Genomic DNA, 14,295 nt, shown 5'->3' on the forward strand with positions numbered 1-14,295 from the left:
CGATTACTCAGCAGCTTTCTTTTCCTCTTCTTCTTTTTGGCTGTCAGATTCGATCACATGAAGACGGTCTGTGATGGAAGCAGGGATTTTCACGCCGATCTGTGCAAGATTTTCCACGATGGAAAGCCCTTCGTTTGCGATATAAAAAAGCACTGTACCAAAGGTTAGAACTCCGTTTAATCCCATGATCTGATCAATGATGTTAGCAACAATCACTACAACAAAACTAAGCATTTTCCGCACGTAACCGAACCATGCTGTACGGCTGCGTAGCTTACCGATCTTCCATGCTTTAATGATTCCTGTCAACACGTCGATGACACTTAGCAGCAAGAGCAAGTCCAAAAATTTCACTCCGCCAAATAAATAAGTCTTCGCTAAATCTAAAGTTTCAAAGTTAATAAACACTATTGTTTCCTCCATTTCGTTAATCACCTCCTTTAAGAAGGCAAAATAAAAAGCACCTGTTAAGATGCTGTTGTTCCTAAATCCACTGAGACAGCAGGCTTATCGAACCTCAATCCTGTGATCTCCTCATATTGTTCCGGCGTAACATACCCCTGTTGAATGCCGTCTTCTAAATCTTTAATAGTACAGTCATCAAAGGACATTGCTTGTTTAACCATTGCAGTTGAAGTCCATTTATAAAATAAGGCTAAAACCCAAAAATTAAGATTCATCTGTAAACCCTCCCTTTAATTTAAGGATTTCTAATTGCATTTCTGCAAGTTTTTGCCCCAACGTTATATTCATTCTATCCGACTGTTGACGTGCTATTTTTTCTAGCGCCAATTGCTCTCCTAGAACCAGTAACTGTTTTTCAATATTTGATAACGGCTTTTCATTACTCTCGGATAGATACTCATTCCACGCGGCTTCCAATACTTCGTCCGAAGGCATAGGATCGTCTAAAGACCATTTGTCTATAAACTGCCCTTCTCCGTCATCCCGTACTGAATAATCTCTATCTAACTCTGCATAAGGGTACAGATATTTGATCGCTAGTGCCTTATTCATCCCTTTGCCTCCTATCTCAACCGAGACATGGTAACGTATGATGTATTTATTGATACTGTTTTGTTGGTCCCTCTTGGCGTTATATAAAAAGTTACCTTATCGCCAGCTTTAAATTTTTGTAATAAATAAAGCACGCACGTACTTGATGATGTTGCTGGATTCCAGTTTCCAAAACGTTGAAATTCTGTTCCATTCACATAGCACGATAAAATATTATCCGATCCAACTGTAATGTTTGTGCTAGTTATATAAAGCCTGATCAAATAAAGACCACTATTTTTCAGTGTGATTTCAGCACGAGTCCGATTATACTCTGATAAATCATCTGCTCGTGTTGCCCCAAAAACAAGCTTTGTCGCTACATTTTCAGCAGCGGAAACGGATGAATTATCTTGATCATAGGTATCAACATAAGTGCTGTTTGCCATATCTTCTACTGTTAGTATTCTTTTCCATCCCCGAAACGTCCCGTCTGTATGAATTGTTCCGACCCAATGTGTATTATCAGCGCTCCGGCTGACATGAAAGTTTTTCCTAATACCTGTTGTAAATACATCAACGTTAAACCAAGATGTATCATTTGTAGTTGGTAGATTGGTGAAATACTGGCCTGCTCCATAATAGAAACCGGGTGGTAACTCTAACAAATTAGTGCCTCCGATTTTATTTGGCACTGCTTGTCTATATCCTGAATCTGTCGTCAATTTATACATCTGGGCTTTTTTAGATAATTCGTCAGTGTACTTCTGCGCATCAGATAATGCTTGGTTCGCCTTTTCTTTAGCTGCAGTAATTGCAGTTTTCAGAGCTGTGTCAGCTTTATCTTGAGCACCTTTTTTTGTTTCCAAAGAATCAAGATCGTCAAGTTTTTCTTTCATCCTGTCTAGCTGAATCTGCAGGTCTTTTGTAGTCTCGTCAATGTTTCCCTGCATTACATCGGTGCGCTTTTTTATTTCCGCTTCAAGCTCCCCTGATTTTTGTTCTATTTTTGCTTTCAACGAGTCAAAATGGTCGATGTAATATTCTGCTGCTGGAACAATATTTTCATCTATTAAGTTCTTTTTTATTGAAAATGTAAACTCATGTACAGAAAGGGATTGCCCATTGCTGTAGAAAAGATTTAAGGAAGCTTGAACATTTCCATATAGCTTAATCTCTTCATCGTTTAAAATGTATTCTGCTACCCCTTCCACTTTGTCCAGCAGTGAAATATTTCTAATATGTTTAGAACCATTAGAAAACAAAAGAACTAGCTTACCCTCTACTGCAGATAAAGGTAACGGCATACCATCTTTACGCAATTTAAAAACAAGTCTCGCTGTGCCCACATCTTGAGTTGAAAAAATGATTTTAGAATCATAGACGCTTTGATCGTAAGCATCTATGACAAAGGATAGCGAACCATTTTTGTATATTTTATTGGCCATGCCCTCCCTCCTTTTCTAGCTGCAGAACCTTATCATTCAGCGTTTTAATAAGGTTTCTCATTTCTTCTATTTCATTTTGACTAACGGGTGCAGTTTTTAAAAACTCAACTCTTTGACCTTCTTCGTCTACTAAATACACGTTGTCAAAGTTGACTCCCTCAAGCTGGATTACTCGGTTTCCTTCAAAGTCATAAGCAGTGACATCCTCCCCCGACACAAAAGCCGAAGCCACTTCTAATCTATCTTTATCCATGACCAAATACATTACGCCACGTCCTTTGCATCCGTTTTTGGATTTTTAGAATTGTCTACGATGCCGCTGATCGTCCAGTCACCCTTGCAGTCGTTTCCATACCTTACTACGCCTTTTACAGTGTTCGTAATGTATATGCCTGCCCTAGCTCGTTTGGTTAATTTAGAGAGAGATCGACACCTATTTCCAGCCAGTAAAATGTCTTTTGATTTATTGGCTATTCTGATAGCCTCGTAAGCCCCGTGTTTGCTATGACCGGCACCTGTAATCAAATTATCTTTGATAACGGATATGAGGACGCCTGACTGTTCAATGCCGTACCTGCCCGGACGTCGGATGTTGTTTCCTGCAATTAGTAAGAGAGTAGATTCACCAAATGCAGAAATACCGTCTCGACCGATAAAACTGATCTGATTTGCACCTGTGATATTAACACCAACACAATCATTCATCCAAACTCCATCACCTGACGTATTAGATATTTGATTGGCTGACACGATACCGTTTCTAACAGCATCTAATCGGATGCCCGCCTGGTTTTTCCCACCAACACCATCAATAATGTTGTTTTGCACATTAACATTACGCACATACCCAGTATCATTGATTCCACGGATATAAATGGCCTCGTTCTCTCGCGTGTTCAGAATTGTATTTCCTGAGACGTGAACATGCCGGAATATCTGCGATCTGGACATTTGCTCAAATTTGTTGTTCAACGTATGGTGTTTATTTGCTGGATCAATGGCGCTTACCGTTATTCCAAATCTACAGTTTCGCAAGGTGTTATCTTTAATGTCAGTGACATTCCAGTTGTAACCCCTAACGGCCCAACCGTCCATATCCTCAAACAAGCAATCCTTCACCCTGATGTTTTCGTGCCAGTAGCCGATTGTGCTTGAGTGTGATCCCACACCGCGCGGCCACGCTTGCGTACCTGGTGTGTTAGATTTGCCAAAGTTACAGCCTTGAATTAGTCCGTCTTTGCAAGTCGTGAAGTCATAAGCGCCAAAAGCGCCGAATACTTCTTTTCTTTGTGCAAGGTCTACCTGAATTGCCTCGGAGAAATATCTTGAGCCGTCATGGTCTACGAATCCATAAAAATCTGAATCTAACACTTTAAAGTTTTGACAAGCGTTAAATTCTATCGCATGATAACCGCTGACATCCTTAAAAGCAGAATTTCTAATAAAGATGTTCTTACCATGACCGAAGGAAAAACAGTTGTTTTTAGTTTTAAATTCTGTACCTCGGCAATCCCAAGTCCCTCCGTCAATGTATATATTTCCATTTCCTTCATAGCCCAGGTACTCAACTGTTCCGTCACCATTAGTCATCATCGTCTTGCCGTGATAATTTAGTAAATAGGCACCCTTAGCATCAAACCAGGTATTACCCCAATTGACTAACGTCGCTCCTAGACGGTAAGCACCCGGCGGCACGACCACTCTGACGCTTTTACCTTTTTTAGCGCGGTCTAACGCTGCTTGAATCGCAAATGCAGATTCATATTTGCCAGTTGGATCAGCGCCTAAATCTAGAACGTTAATGTCAGGTTGCCTATCTAAGCGACTTATGATCAAACCAAAATCATAGTCTAACCTATCTTTTGCTGTTTTATGAATGCTTGCGTCAAGCGCAACGCGGGTGTCTACTACCTCTTTTACATCATCACCATCATGATTAAGAACAAGGTTTGTCAATCTAGCCCACATGTTGTCAATCCTGTTGGCAACCGTAAATAGACCATGCATAATCTGACTAGATAAATGAGCTTTTTTACTATCCTTGTGAGACTGTAATTCACTGGCGTTCTTATTAAGCTCATTCTCAACTGTTTGCATGTCGCCGCGCAATTGGGATTCATAGACTGAGTTTCGGGTTGTGTCATAATCTTTTTTAAGCCGGACCAATTTATTCACTCCTTTCAAATCCAAAAGAAAAAACGCTTCTAATTGAGCGTTCTCATCAATTGATCTATATATCTTTTTTGTTGCTTAATCTGCCGTGCCTGGCTTACTTGATAATCTTGAATGTCTTTTCGGAAGTTTGCGAAAGTCATTTTAGGGCTGTCATACGGGTTGAGGGGATTATAAGTAACAGACACTAACCTTACATCGTCCTCAAACGTGATGCCGTTTGCCGTATCAGCAATGACGTGGATCGTGTCACCTTTCCAAAAATCCTCTTCTATACCCTGCAATGCTGGCTCATAGATATACTGATACTCAGCCTCAACTACCACGTCAGGATATGGGTTTACGTGCTTTTTCAAAGCAGATACCATGTTGCTTGCTTTTTTTACTGTGTCGTCTCTTATTGGCTCACCCCAGCGCGGCTTACCCTCAATCAAAAATTTATCTTCGTCAGGATGGATGTATAGGATAGGCTCGAATTCGTATTCAGGCTCTTTCTCCTTTTCATCCTCGCTCGTTTTTGTATCAGTTGATTTAGTATCACTTTTCTCGGCTTTCTTTTCTGCACCGTAACCCCACGCTCTCGTGGAAGTGTTTTGGTCATTGATCTTTAATTTAAAGCCCGGCATATTGTATCGGCTGTCAAAAGTGTAATCTACTACTCTTCCCATTTTTTTATATACATAGATGACATAGTTGTTTACATCAAGCTCTATTTCGTAGTCATCTACAATCTGATCCATTAATTCGATCCTATTCTTTTCACCGAAGTCGTCTTGATCAACGGTATCAAATGCTGATTCTTTTTCTTTCAGTACATATTGAAAAGGTGTGTCAGCAAGTGCAATGTCTAGGGCTTCTTTGATGTTCAGTTTTTTCGACGTTTTCTCTTCGACCCTGTCATTTACAAGAAGAACAGTATACACATGATTGGCCGTTACCTTTTTCTGTAGCACGTTTTTTCTGCTCTGATCAAGCTCAATGTCTGTAATGTAATACTTTTGATGGTTGTATACTTTCTCGTCTAAATACAGTATGTTCCCCGGAACAAGTAAATCAAATTCAGTTCCGTTATCCTCAGTTCGCATCAACGTAAAGGTAAAACTCTTCTTACCTGTTGTATCGTCTTGAAGCTCCAACACAGCGCCAACGATTTCCACAAGCTCTTTGCCGTCTTTGGTTGAGACGTGCAGCTGCCTAAAATCAATATCAGAAGGTAGTCCGTCATTTAACTCTACGTCCTTACCCTGATACTCTTTGCTTGGATAAGAAGGTTTAGTTGGTGTTTCTGGTTCTGGTTCATCCGGCACATCATCAAAGGTGTCATATTGTGTAAGTTTGTAAGTAAAGATGATGCTGTTTAATTTTGTTGCATAATTTATGTCGGTAGCATATCCGGCTTTTGAAACTGCTGCAGTAGCCTTTTTATAATCTTTTTCGCCTACTACATCTTTATATCGACTCAAACGGGTGTACAGGCTCCCAAGATCAGCTAAGCTCTCTGCGTATGATGGATACTTTCTAAATTTAGCTTGTATCCTGGTGACGTTCCCTTTTTTGTCTTGTTCGCTTGTCCACATGAGAACGTATTTCCCGTTATATGTGCCTTTGATTCCAAACAAATTATTTGCTTGTTGAGAAAGACCACTGGAACCGAAACCACTTTCTAAGCACCCTTGGGCAATGACAAGGCTCGCAAGGACATTATATTTCTTGTAAACCTTCTGCGCCCCTGGTGCTAGTTTTTTTATAAAATCCGCTGCAGCCATGACATCCCCCTTTTACGGAAAATAAAATCTTGTATCGAATACAATTTCAAAATCATTGGTATTCTGAATCTCAAACTCATTCATGCCTTTATCTAATGAAGGCAGCCTTCCCGACGTTTTCAATCTTTTATTGCCGACAACGGTATATTGTTTCAGGTTCCTGACCTGCTGAGACATTTTTAAATCAGCCTCTATTTTCAACCTTTCGTTATTCGTGTGATTGATGATAGTCACGTTTTTTCCCTTTGCGTTTAGCAGCACATTATAATCATGCTGCAGTGGGTTAATAGGCAAGCCAGGATTGAATACACTGAACCGTTTTTTGTTTTTAAATCGGTACTGCAGATCGTCGCGCCTTTGGATACCCATTCCTGAAAACCATCTTTCATTAGAAAAGTTCTGCGCGCTTAAAGACGTGCCCTTTGACTCTGCCAATCCTGTGATATTAGTGAAATCTACTTGGAAAGACACCTGATTTTTTTGTTTGTCTTTAGGGATCTGAAAGCCCCCATCGCATGTAACCGCAAAACGCCTCCCAGGAAGAAGATCACATGAAATGTAATACCAGGAGGGCTGAACAACGAGATCATAAAACTCATGTCTGTACTGATAAAAGTTTGCTGCGATTTTAGCATCTAGCAATACCTCAACCTTGATAGACCTTTCTTTGTACACTATGTCCCGTGGATGCTGCGTCGGTACAAGTCCGTTAAACCTAGTTAACTGTACAAGCTCCCTGTCAGTGCTCGGCGCATCAGGCGCAAAGCTAAGTAACTTAAAATAGGGCAGCAACCCCGATAAAGGTTGCTCCCCCATTCCGTCTCTGAAATCAAAATACAGATCCATTATCTTTTCAGCCCTCCTTTATACGCGTTCTGCTCGTATTTTTGAGCGCTCTTTTTATCTAGTATGGATGTGTCTCCTTGATTAAAAACGATGTCTGCTAAATGCTCACCACCAATAATGACAGGCGAAGGATGGATTTTAATTGTTTGCCCTGCAGCACTTACGCTTTCATTATTAGTTTGTAGGTTATTTGATAGAAGGCTAATAAGAGTGTCTAACTTTTGGTTTAATACAGGCGTATCAATTTCGTTTTTCACAGTCAGTTCGACACGCATTGTGTTTATCTCATCTGCTGCTCCCTGGATGTTAAAAGCCATTCTATTAATTTCAGACTTAAATGACGACATAGCACCTTGCGCCATAGCTGCTGTGCTCTTTTTCACGTCCTGCGCTTTTTCTCCAAGCCCAATGATGAAGCCGTCCCCAAAGTTCACTCCTTCTGCGATGGTCTTTTTCGCAGGTGATTTTGATTGTATGGAATCTTTCAGCGAACGTATTGCAACTTTCCCGATGGCCCAAGCAGCTTTCCAAATTGTCCCGCCGGTGCCACCCATACTACGAATACCGTTAGCAAATCCTTTAGAAAAATCAGCCCCTGTGCTAGTTGTTTTCACGCTTGATAAGCCTTGTTTTCCCGATTGTGCTACGGTGCTACCTGAATTACTAGCGTTTCCCGCTTGGCTACGGATTCCTGATGCAAACTGAACCCCTGCTTTTTGTCCGCCTCCGCCATCGGTGGTTTTGGCAAGCTGGGCTGTTGCTGACGCACTAACGGAAGATGCTGCAGACGTATTGGCGCCTTTTGTGCTTGTTATTCCTGAACTGTGACTTCGCCCTTTTGTTACACCTGCTTGCGTGGCTTTAGTGGTATTTTTGTTTAGGTTTGATAACGCTGTTTGATTTACACTGCTTGCCGCCGCACTTGTGCTGCCTTTTGTTGAGCTTATGCCCGCGCTAAATGATTGACCCTTTTGAGAGCCGAATGTTTTAGCTTCTGCATTGCCTTCACTTAGCTTTTGTTTTAGTGCTTGCTGTAGGACTGATCCGCTGTTAGATACGTTAACTTTTGACGAATTAATACCGTCACTAAACGATTGACCTTTTTCTTTTCCTGCAATTCTAGGGATGCCGTTTTCCTCACGTAATTTCAGATCCAGTGACTGTTTTAGAATAGAACCACTCGCCAATGTATTTGGTGTAGCATCTATTAGACCATCAGCAAATTCATTCCCTATTTTCTTTCCTGAATTACGGGCAGATGTTTCGCGGTTCATCTTCTTTTCTACTTTGGCAATTGTTTTGTCTGCCTCGGAGGCAGCTTTATCACTTGCTAGTCCTAATCCTTCGTTAAACTCAATGAGGGATTTCCTTGTTTGCTCTAGCGCTTCTTCTTTGCTGTCTCCTAGCTTTTGCAAAAATGCGACCTGTTTTTCAGCCCAGCGCGCTTGATATGCAGTCTCGCTTTCTTCTATTTCTACGAAGATTCCCATTGAGTTACTTGAATACTCTTTTTGTCTTTCCAACGCTTTACCTGTTTCTAAATCTAACAGTTGACCATCTTTAGACATTTGATCAAAAAGAGCTTCTGAGCTTTTCTTATATGTGTTTAGGTTTTCAGCAAGAGACTTTTGATAGTCTGCATTAATTTTGGCTTTTAGAGCCTTATGCTGTTCAGCGTTTATTGCTTCTTTAGCAAGGGCCTCATCCATCACTTGAGCCATATAATCTCTATTTTTTTTTGCTGCCTTCTGACCTTCCTTATACAATTCAGTGATCTGATCGTTATAGCCTTTAGCATTTTTAAAAGATAACTTATTTTGGCTCTCGGAAACTCTCTGCTGGATAGCCAAAGCGTCCTTTTGATTTGCAGCAAATTTACTTGTAGACTGTTGGAAGAATGTTATAATCTCGTTAAATGTTCTGCGTTGTACTTCGTTCATATTAGACGTGATTAGGCCCGTCTCTTCCTTTAACTTCTCAAACTGCTTCATTTTCTTACGAACTGTTTGTACATCTTGATCAATTTTTCCGACAAGCTGATCAGACCATTCCTCGCCCTTTTCTTTCATTTTCCCTTCTTGATCTTCAAAAAGACCATTAAGTACAGCCAATGCGTCTGTCTTAAATCCTTCTAATTCTTTAACTAAAGAAGATGACATTTTCTGATAAGTTTTAAGTAACCTATTTGCCATCTTATCTGCTTCTTCACCTGAAACCTGAGTTAATTGAAATAGCTGTGAAGTGGCTTTTTCACGTAGATTGACATATGATTCGGCCGCTTTTTGTGTCGCTTTAGAAACACCCTCACCATATAGAAGAGCCGATTCTTTTACTTCTTCTTGGCGTTTCTTTTGGTTTTTCAGCTGTTCATTATAAGCATATGTCGCTACGGCAATACCGCCTAGTAAAGCCGTTCCACCAACTATAGCAAGCCCCACTGGACCCGTAAATGCTAAGAGTGCACCGATACCCATTGTGAGCGTTGCGACTGCTGTTGTGGCACCCAGGACACCCGTAGCAAACAGCGCCGTTTTAGCAACCGTTTGGGCTGTGGCAGAATCCATTTTGTTAAACATGGAAACGATATCTGCACCTTTATCAGCTAGGTTCCCAAGTGCAGGAAGTAGACTTTCAGTGAGTTTAATCTTCGCGCCTTCCACAGCTGATTGAAAAGCAATGATACCGCCTCGCGCATTATCAAGCATTGTATCAGCCATTTTTTTAGCCGCACCGTCCGATTCTTTTAGCGCCTTCGTGTTATCTTTTAATGCCTTACTGCCCTTTTGTAAAAGAATAGCCCAATGTTTATATGATTCAGCTCCGACAATGGTTTTTAAGGTTGCGGCTTGCTGTTCCTTCGTCATGCCCTTCATGCCCTTTTCCATTTCGGCCACAACTTCCGGCATACTCTTCATATCTCCCGCCGCATCAAAGAACGCAAAGCCTAATCTATCAATTTCTTTTTGAGCTTTTTTAGCTGGTGTCGCTAACCTAATTAGAGACGTACCAAAGGCTTGTCCTGCAATAGAACCTTGTAAACCTGCGTCACCAAACGCCATGACTGCGGCCGCTGATTCTTCAAGACCCCAACCCAATGAATTAGCATTAGGCGCAAGGAACTTCATGGCCTCCCCCATTTGCTCCACATTCGTGTTTGCGTTAGCTGCACCGTATGCAATTACGTCTGATGCGTGCCCAGCTTCCGATGCTTTCATGGCAAAAGCTTGCATCATATTAGATGAAATGTCGGCGGCGGCGGCTAAATCTAGTTGACCTGCTGCTGCTAAATTCAGCATACCTGGCATCGCTGCGTAAATGTCGTTTGCTTTAAATCCGGCCATTGCCAGGAAGCTTTGTGCGTCTGCTGCTTGGCTGGCGGTGAAAACAGTTGTTGCCCCCAACTCTTTAGCCTGGTTTTTCAGCTTTTCGACTTCCGCAGCTGTTCCCCCTGAAATAGCTTTTACTTTGCTCATTTGTGTTTCAAATGACATACCAACTTCTACAGCATCTTTTAGTGGGAGGACCAAGCCAGCAAAAGCAACACCTGTAGTCATCGCTACTGAAGCACCCTTGCTTCTCATTGTGTTGCCAACTGTATTCATTCTTTGGCCCATCTTATACATAGAAGATGAAGTACGTTTTATTTCAGCTTCCATTTTCTTGATTTTATTCGTTGTCTCAGTCAACGCATTTTGCGTCTTATTCATTTCGGCTGTTGCATAGTTCAAACGACGGGCAAGGTTTTGTGTCTCTTGTGCGTCCTTTCCCTTCTTGATAGCTGAATCTGCATAAGCTCTTTCAAGTGCTTTAACCTTCATTTTATGCTGATCTAATTGTTGTGAAAGGGTTTTGACTTTCGTCTGTGATGTTTTCAACTCATTGCCCCACACACCAACGGCAGTCCGATTCTTTTCAAATTCAGACTTTATGTTCTTCATTTGAACGGCAATTGCTTTCATTTCCCCGTTAAATTGGGACGAATTAGAATACAGCTTTACTTTAATGTCTTTGCTCAATCCCTCACCACCTTTTTACAGTCCAGGTATCTGATCAATATATAAAGGTTTATCCGATGCTGTAGCGTTCTTACTTGGCTTTTCCTTGCTCGCTTCTTTCCTACGTGCAAGGCGTTTTAGGTGATAGACAATGTCCATTTCGTCTATCTGATTTTGAGTAAAGCCAATGTCCTCTAATGCGTTATACATATCAAGGACAGCATCGGACAAACTTACTCCCCCGGCTCTGCTTCCTTTGCGGCTTCGGGATTTAATATATTGCTTGCCTCAGCAATATTCCCAATGACATATTGTGCGGTCGCAAAGATGGTTTTGGTCAAAAGACGTGCGTCAATACCTGTATCGAATTCCTCTGCAGTAAACTTGTTTCCGAACACGTTACAAATGAACTCGGTTTGAGCACTCGTATGAAATCTTTCAGGATCGTTTGATTCAAAGTCTTCCACGATTTCTACAGCCGTTCTAAACAAGGCACCTGTGATAAAGTTAGGTGTCGAGAACTTCTTTTTCTTGCCGTTTAAATGTAGATCTATTGTCAGTGCTTCCATGTTATTGCCTCCCGATTACAAAATAAAAAAGAGCGTTATTAAACGCCCTTCCCAATGTCTACAGAACTTGTGGAATCCTCTGTATCTTTTCCCGTGGCAAAGGATGTCCCGTCATATACAACTTGTTTAAACCATTCATCCGGGTCAAATCCTTCATCGAATTCAGCTTGAGCCTTCCAACGATTTTTTCCTTTTTTGTTTTGCAGTGTCATAAAGCCCGCCTTGAATTTTGCTGTTTCAGGGTCTGCTTTACCCTCTGTGGTTTTATTTTCATTGGCCAGCAATTCAGGTAATCCCTTTAAGAACCAATAAAACCTATGCCCGCCCGTAGATGTTTTCGCTCTAAACCCGAAAGCCAAGAAAATAGCCTTATCATCAGAACTGGCAAAAGAAATTCCATTCTCGACCTTGTGACCGAAAATCTTGTTTTGCACCTCAATAGGCAAATCTGCTAGTTCTGCCTCAAGGTCAATGTCACCCATGTTGTTAAATGAATCATAGACGCCATTATCAGCCCAAAATTTAGATTGCTCGGATTTAGGATCGACTTTGACGTTTACGGCACCGGGCAACCTTTCAGGCTTTGCGTATTCAAGTCCTTTGTCATCATCCTGAATAAGTTCAGCATAATGAAACATGTCTAATCCGTAGATTGTTTTCCCCATCTATTTTCCTCCTAGAAAAATGTTTTGACGTACCTCATACCCTTGTGAAAGATTTTTGTATCTGTTTCGTAAAGATCGACTGAATCGTACCTTCCGTAACCTAAACCTTTCATCAGTTTGTCTATCTGTTTTGCTATTTCTGTTTCATGCGTTCGCGTGTCTGCTTTTGAAAATACACTTAGCTGAAAACGAACTTCACTAGCAGCTGCTTGGTTGTCTCTGTATTCCTGGTCCCTATCTGTAATCTCTGAAAACACAACTCTAGGGAATGCGGCCACATCATCAGCCACAAGATTATGAAAACCACCCGTGACAAGCTGCTTTAATTCATCGTTTTTTATTAACGCTGCACTCAATTCTTTCTTTGCATCAAAGCTCATTTAATAGGCGCCGTGATAATTCTTTCCATGATCTTCACAGCTTGTCCCTCCCCTTCGATTCCGCCTTTCTCTATAAATGGATGCGGCGGCATTTTAGACGTGCCCCACTCTAAAAATCGCCCTCTGTAAGCGACTTTTCTATTTGGCCCAACCGATACAAACATCTCACCGTCTTTTGATTCTCTTGCAGCTGAAACAGTGATGTTATCGACCATGTGAGGCTGATTTTTTGAACTCTTATTCACGTTACTTTTTTGGTGCGCGGCTATCACCTCGCCGCCAGCTTTAAGTGCTATCTTTTCAGCTTTTTCGACGTCGTCACCGATTTTATTAAAATATCTCGTTAAATCTTCAAATCCTTCAATATCCATATCAGCCATTAATACCGACCTCATTACATGTGACTTCAAGCTGTTTCTTTTTGTTTTCTATGTCGTTATAATCCATTACATCGAAAGTGCGATAGATTGGCTCTCCTGCCTCGTCTGTTCCAGTTTGAAGAAGGATTCTCATGTCTTGCTTAACGTCTTCCCGGTATCTTATTGTGATTTTCTTTGGTGACTTAACGCCTAACGCACCTGCAACAAGCGTGTCTGATTTTGAGCCGGAAAATCCTTCAATTGAACCCCATGTCTCAAAAGCATTTTCGTAGGATTCATTCCAATTCAGCTCATCATCCTGTACCCTTTTCTTTACTTGAAAAGTTAATCGGCGATTCAACTCGCTTATTTTCTTCATCCTCTTCTGCCTCCACATAGCGAAGTTGAGTTAGTTGGTCCCGAATAGTAAAAGGGATGGATGAGCCGGAAACGCCTGACTCATACACCCCTCGATTTTCGTACCAATGTGCAACAAGCATGCCTGTTACAAGCGCATACTGTGCATTTCCTTCCACATAACGTCCTATACCATTTTTGATATATCCCTTTGCTGCAGTAATTAAGGTTTTAAGCAAGGCGTCATCTTGGTCGGTATCAATCTTTAAATATTCATCTTTCAGCATTTTTAAATCCATAGAAGACCGCCTACTTATTCAGTATTTTCTTTACCCTCAAGCTCATTGACTCGCGTCTGTAAATCGGTGATCATTTCTTTTACTGCAGAATTGAGATTCTCCCACATAACACTGCCAGTGCCTAAAGTACGAGAGTTAACAGATTTATCTGCTAGGTGTTTATTTGTAACTGCGCCTTCCTCAATAACAGCAGCATCACCCTTATCACCTTTCGGGCCCTGCTCTCCTGGATCGCCTTTTGGACCTTGAGGACCGGTATCACCTTTTGGTCCTTTTTCACCCTGCATCCCATGAATGTAAAGAGGATTTTCTTCGCTGTTTCCTTTTACGTATACAGCAGTGATGGGTTTTCCATCAGCGTCTGCCTCTGCAGATGTTAATACTCCGTTACTTTCATTCAAAAAATCTTTTGCCATGTTAGATCAATTCCTTTCCTTTGTTTA

General features: G+C 41.3%; 17 protein-coding genes. All 17 read right to left on the bottom strand.

Annotated elements, in window-relative coordinates; all coding sequences use genetic code 11:
- Positions 1–3: 3 nt before the first annotated feature.
- Genes NSQ17_RS13115 through NSQ17_RS13195 form a run of 17 tightly spaced genes read right to left on the bottom strand, consistent with a single transcriptional unit; the run spans position 4 to position 14,268 of the window.
- The gene (locus NSQ17_RS13115) at positions 4–423 is read right to left on the bottom strand and encodes a phage holin family protein (RefSeq protein ID WP_267542826.1); all 420 of its coding nucleotides are present in this window, start codon (positions 421–423) and stop codon (positions 4–6) included.
- A gap of 44 nt (positions 424–467) precedes the next feature.
- On the bottom strand, positions 468–680 hold the full coding sequence (locus tag NSQ17_RS13120) for an XkdX family protein (RefSeq protein WP_268431148.1): 213 nt from the start codon (positions 678–680) through the stop codon (positions 468–470).
- Positions 670–1,017, bottom strand: coding sequence for an XkdW family protein (locus tag NSQ17_RS13125; protein ID WP_342467485.1), 348 nt, complete (start codon positions 1,015–1,017; stop codon positions 670–672). The genes NSQ17_RS13120 and NSQ17_RS13125 overlap by 11 nt, the downstream gene beginning before the upstream one ends.
- Before the next feature lie 11 nt (positions 1,018–1,028).
- Positions 1,029–2,444 carry a BppU family phage baseplate upper protein gene (locus NSQ17_RS13130; protein ID WP_342467486.1) on the bottom strand — a complete coding sequence of 472 codons (1,416 nt, stop codon included), beginning with the start codon at positions 2,442–2,444 and terminating at the stop codon, positions 1,029–1,031.
- Positions 2,434–2,709: a hypothetical protein gene (locus NSQ17_RS13135; RefSeq protein WP_342467487.1), complete on the bottom strand. Its 276-nt coding sequence runs from the start codon at positions 2,707–2,709 to the stop codon at positions 2,434–2,436. The genes NSQ17_RS13130 and NSQ17_RS13135 overlap by 11 nt, the downstream gene beginning before the upstream one ends.
- Positions 2,709–4,610 (bottom strand): glycosyl hydrolase family 28-related protein, encoded by a 1,902-nt coding sequence (locus NSQ17_RS13140; protein ID WP_342467488.1) that lies wholly within the window; start codon positions 4,608–4,610, stop codon positions 2,709–2,711. Before NSQ17_RS13140 ends, NSQ17_RS13135 begins: the two co-directional genes overlap by 1 nt.
- Before the next feature lie 38 nt (positions 4,611–4,648).
- Positions 4,649–6,382 carry a phage tail protein gene (locus tag NSQ17_RS13145; protein ID WP_342467489.1) on the bottom strand — a complete coding sequence of 578 codons (1,734 nt, stop codon included), beginning with the start codon at positions 6,380–6,382 and terminating at the stop codon, positions 4,649–4,651.
- A 12-nt stretch (positions 6,383–6,394) separates the two neighbouring features.
- The gene (locus NSQ17_RS13150) at positions 6,395–7,228 is read right to left on the bottom strand and encodes a phage tail domain-containing protein (RefSeq protein WP_342467490.1); all 834 of its coding nucleotides are present in this window, start codon (positions 7,226–7,228) and stop codon (positions 6,395–6,397) included.
- Complete coding sequence (locus tag NSQ17_RS13155) at positions 7,228–11,244, bottom strand: phage tail tape measure protein (protein WP_342467491.1); 4,017 nt, start codon at positions 11,242–11,244, stop codon at positions 7,228–7,230. Before NSQ17_RS13155 ends, NSQ17_RS13150 begins: the two co-directional genes overlap by 1 nt.
- A gap of 15 nt (positions 11,245–11,259) precedes the next feature.
- Positions 11,260–11,454 carry a hypothetical protein gene (locus NSQ17_RS13160; RefSeq protein ID WP_034665790.1) on the bottom strand — a complete coding sequence of 65 codons (195 nt, stop codon included), beginning with the start codon at positions 11,452–11,454 and terminating at the stop codon, positions 11,260–11,262.
- Between the two features lie 2 nt (positions 11,455–11,456).
- Positions 11,457–11,792, bottom strand: a complete 336-nt coding sequence (locus NSQ17_RS13165; RefSeq protein ID WP_342467492.1) for a hypothetical protein — start codon at positions 11,790–11,792, stop codon at positions 11,457–11,459.
- Positions 11,793–11,830: 38 nt separating this feature from the next.
- Positions 11,831–12,457 (bottom strand): major tail protein, encoded by a 627-nt coding sequence (locus NSQ17_RS13170; RefSeq protein WP_286068725.1) that lies wholly within the window; start codon positions 12,455–12,457, stop codon positions 11,831–11,833.
- A gap of 11 nt (positions 12,458–12,468) precedes the next feature.
- Positions 12,469–12,837 carry a DUF3168 domain-containing protein gene (locus tag NSQ17_RS13175; protein WP_342467493.1) on the bottom strand — a complete coding sequence of 123 codons (369 nt, stop codon included), beginning with the start codon at positions 12,835–12,837 and terminating at the stop codon, positions 12,469–12,471.
- Positions 12,834–13,217, bottom strand: coding sequence for an HK97-gp10 family putative phage morphogenesis protein (locus NSQ17_RS13180; RefSeq protein ID WP_342467494.1), 384 nt, complete (start codon positions 13,215–13,217; stop codon positions 12,834–12,836). The genes NSQ17_RS13175 and NSQ17_RS13180 overlap by 4 nt, the downstream gene beginning before the upstream one ends.
- Positions 13,210–13,575, bottom strand: a complete 366-nt coding sequence (locus NSQ17_RS13185) for a phage head closure protein (protein ID WP_342467495.1) — start codon at positions 13,573–13,575, stop codon at positions 13,210–13,212. Before NSQ17_RS13185 ends, NSQ17_RS13180 begins: the two co-directional genes overlap by 8 nt.
- A complete protein-coding gene (locus NSQ17_RS13190) occupies positions 13,511–13,852 on the bottom strand; it encodes a head-tail connector protein (RefSeq protein ID WP_342467496.1) in 342 nt (113 codons plus the stop codon). Before NSQ17_RS13190 ends, NSQ17_RS13185 begins: the two co-directional genes overlap by 65 nt.
- Before the next feature lie 14 nt (positions 13,853–13,866).
- Complete coding sequence (locus NSQ17_RS13195; protein WP_144462626.1) at positions 13,867–14,268, bottom strand: collagen-like protein; 402 nt, start codon at positions 14,266–14,268, stop codon at positions 13,867–13,869.
- Positions 14,269–14,295: the final 27 nt, after the last annotated feature.

The organism is Bacillus sp. FSL W8-0629 (assembly GCF_038593225.1).
GTDB classification, from domain to species: domain Bacteria; phylum Bacillota; class Bacilli; order Bacillales; family Bacillaceae; genus Bacillus; species Bacillus altitudinis.

Bases quoted from the DNA above. Each gene is read 5' to 3' on its own strand.
- NSQ17_RS13115 (WP_267542826.1), bottom strand. From the start codon at position 423: ATGGAGGAAACAATAGTGTTTATTAACTTTGAAACTTTAGATTTAGCG.
- NSQ17_RS13120 (WP_268431148.1), bottom strand. From the start codon at position 680: ATGAATCTTAATTTTTGGGTTTTAGCCTTATTTTATAAATGGACTTCA.
- NSQ17_RS13125 (WP_342467485.1), bottom strand. From the start codon at position 1,017: ATGAATAAGGCACTAGCGATCAAATATCTGTACCCTTATGCAGAGTTA.
- NSQ17_RS13130 (WP_342467486.1), bottom strand. From the start codon at position 2,444: ATGGCCAATAAAATATACAAAAATGGTTCGCTATCCTTTGTCATAGAT.
- NSQ17_RS13135 (WP_342467487.1), bottom strand. From the start codon at position 2,709: ATGTATTTGGTCATGGATAAAGATAGATTAGAAGTGGCTTCGGCTTTT.
- NSQ17_RS13145 (WP_342467489.1), bottom strand. From the start codon at position 6,382: ATGGCTGCAGCGGATTTTATAAAAAAACTAGCACCAGGGGCGCAGAAG.
- NSQ17_RS13150 (WP_342467490.1), bottom strand. From the start codon at position 7,228: ATGGATCTGTATTTTGATTTCAGAGACGGAATGGGGGAGCAACCTTTA.
- NSQ17_RS13165 (WP_342467492.1), bottom strand. From the start codon at position 11,792: ATGGAAGCACTGACAATAGATCTACATTTAAACGGCAAGAAAAAGAAG.
- NSQ17_RS13170 (WP_286068725.1), bottom strand. From the start codon at position 12,457: ATGGGGAAAACAATCTACGGATTAGACATGTTTCATTATGCTGAACTT.
- NSQ17_RS13175 (WP_342467493.1), bottom strand. From the start codon at position 12,837: ATGAGCTTTGATGCAAAGAAAGAATTGAGTGCAGCGTTAATAAAAAAC.
- NSQ17_RS13180 (WP_342467494.1), bottom strand. From the start codon at position 13,217: ATGGCTGATATGGATATTGAAGGATTTGAAGATTTAACGAGATATTTT.
- NSQ17_RS13185 (WP_342467495.1), bottom strand. From the start codon at position 13,575: ATGAAGAAAATAAGCGAGTTGAATCGCCGATTAACTTTTCAAGTAAAG.
- NSQ17_RS13190 (WP_342467496.1), bottom strand. From the start codon at position 13,852: ATGGATTTAAAAATGCTGAAAGATGAATATTTAAAGATTGATACCGAC.
- NSQ17_RS13195 (WP_144462626.1), bottom strand. From the start codon at position 14,268: ATGGCAAAAGATTTTTTGAATGAAAGTAACGGAGTATTAACATCTGCA.